The 2,366-nt window shown below is 43.2% G+C and carries 1 protein-coding gene; it reads right to left on the bottom strand.

Annotated features, from left to right (window positions below):
• Window positions 1–299 precede the first annotated feature (299 nt).
• The gene (proS, locus tag BKK50_RS11740) at window positions 300–2,012 is read right to left on the bottom strand and encodes a proline--tRNA ligase (RefSeq protein ID WP_077418343.1); all 1,713 of its coding nucleotides are present in this window, start codon (window positions 2,010–2,012) and stop codon (window positions 300–302) included.
• Window positions 2,013–2,366 lie beyond the last annotated feature (354 nt).

Below are 2,366 nucleotides of genomic sequence, written 5' to 3'. Positions count from 1 at the left end.
TGCACAATGTTGCTTTTTGTTATCTTGTAGGGACACACTGCGTGTGTCCGAATTTTAACATATTGAAATAATTGATTTTTATAACGGACACACGCAGTGTGTCCCTACGTTCAGTTAAAATTTCTGTTTTTGTGCATTTGCTACATAATACCGAACAAATCAGCATACTCTCAGAGGAGAAGATGATTCAGTGAGACGGGTAAAATATAAAAAGAAAATGACCGCACTTTATAATAATGCGGTCAAGCAGAATAAAATCTGCCCTTAATCAATTTTAAGAGCAGATGAATTTTACCGGATTAAGCTAATTTTGCGCTTAAGACATTGAGTAATTGATCTTTTGCGATCATTTCTTTTTCACCGGTGCGGCGATTTTTATATTCAATCTCACCGTTTGCTAAATTTTTCTCACCGATAACAATCATATGTGGAACACCGATAAGCTCCATATCTGCAAACATCACACCCGGGCGTTCTTTGCGATCGTCAAAAATCACCTCGACACCCTGTGCTTGTAACGTGCGGTAAAGTTCTTCGGCATACTGTTGTACGGCTTCGGATTTATGCATATTCATCGGCACAATTGCCACGGTGAAAGGGGCGATTTCGTCCGTTGGCCAAATAATGCCTCGCTCGTCATAATGTTGTTCAATGGCTGCCGCAACCACACGGGTTACCCCGATACCATAGCACCCCATCGTCACCACCATTGGGCGACCATCTTCACCTTGTACGGTGGCATTCATCGCCTCAGAGTATTTTTTACCCAGTTGGAAAATATGACCGACCTCAATACCCCGTTTAATGAGCAATGTACCTTTGCCATCCGGGCTTGGATCACCCTCCACCACATTACGAATATCTGCGATTTTCGGTAATGCCACATCACGTTCCCAGTTAATATTAAAGTAGTGTTTGCCATCAATATTCGCACCGGCACTAAAATCGGACATCAAGGCAACCGAGCGATCAATAATCACCGGAATATTGAGATTAACCGGCCCTAATGATCCCACCCCTGCCCCAATTTTAGCCTTAATTTCCGCTTCATCGGCAAACTCAAAAGGCGAAGCCACTTCCGCTAATTTTTCTGCTTTAATTTCATTGAGTTCGTGATCGCCACGAATGATTAATGCCACTAATGGCTGCTCTTCCGTTGCACCTTTAACAATCAAGGTTTTCACGGTTTTTTCAATAGGTTGATTAAATTGTGCAACTAATTCCGCAATGGTTTTGGCATTTGGCGTATCAACCAATTCCATGGTTTTGGTTGGGGCAGCACGTTCGCCGATTGCCACCGCTTCCGCTAATTCAATGTTAGCGGCGTAATCGGATTCGGTGGAGAAAATCACATCATCTTCACCACTGTTTGCCAACACTTGGAATTCGTGTGAGGCACTGCCGCCAATGGAGCCGGTATCTGCCTGTACCGCACGGAAATCTAACCCTAAGCGGTTGAAAATATTGCTATAAGTTTGGTACATCACTTCATAGGTTTGCTGCAAACTTTCTTGGTTGGTATGGAAAGAATAGGCATCTTTCATGATAAATTCACGGCTACGCATCACCCCAAAACGAGGACGAACTTCATCACGGAATTTCGTTTGAATGTGATAAAGATTCATTGGTAGTTGGCGGTAAGAGGTGATCTCACGACGCATTAAATCCGTAATGGCCTCTTCATTGGTCGGGCCAATCACAAAACCACGCTCACCACGATCAGTAAAACGCAATAACTCAGGACCGTATTGCTCCCAACGACCGGATTCCTGCCAAAGCTCCGCAGGCTGCACCACCGGCATTTTAATTTCCAGTGCACCGCTTTTATCCATTTCTTCACGGATGATTTTTTCCACTTTACGTAATACCCGCCAGCCTGTTGGCATCCAGTTATAAAGCCCGGCTGCGAGCGGGCGAATCATCCCGGCACGCAACATCAGTTGATGGCTGACAATCGCTGCTTCCGCCGGCGTTTCTTTTAATGTGGAAAATAAATATTGACTTGTACGCATTGGCTTAACCTTAAATTCATTAATATTGAGAAAAAATTGGTGGGAGTATAACAAAAAGTGCGGTCACAAAAAACGACGTTTTTTGAACGTTGGCTTTGCCAACGGCTCCGAAGGAGTGAATAAATCACTTTAGTGATTTATGAATATTTTTAACCGCACTTTTTTGAAAGAACGGTATTATGTAGCAAATGCACAAAAACAGAAATTTTAACAGAACGTAGGGACACACTGCGTGTGTCCGTTATAGAATCAAATTATTTCAATAGGTTAAAATTCGGACACACGCAGTGTGTCCCTACCGCTTTTCCCAAAAAAATCGCCTTTTCAACGGCTCGAAATCTGAAATTTAGCCCT

This window comes from Rodentibacter rarus (assembly GCF_001998965.1).
In the GTDB taxonomy this organism is placed as follows: domain Bacteria; phylum Pseudomonadota; class Gammaproteobacteria; order Enterobacterales; family Pasteurellaceae; genus Rodentibacter; species Rodentibacter rarus.
Note: the sequence above shows the minus strand (reverse complement) of the source record. Positions and strands in the feature narration are given on the sequence as shown.

What these genes read in the sequence shown, in the direction of transcription:
- proS (WP_077418343.1), bottom strand. Translation starts at nt 2,012, where the DNA reads ATGCGTACAAGTCAATATTTATTTTCCACATTAAAAGAAACGCCGGCG.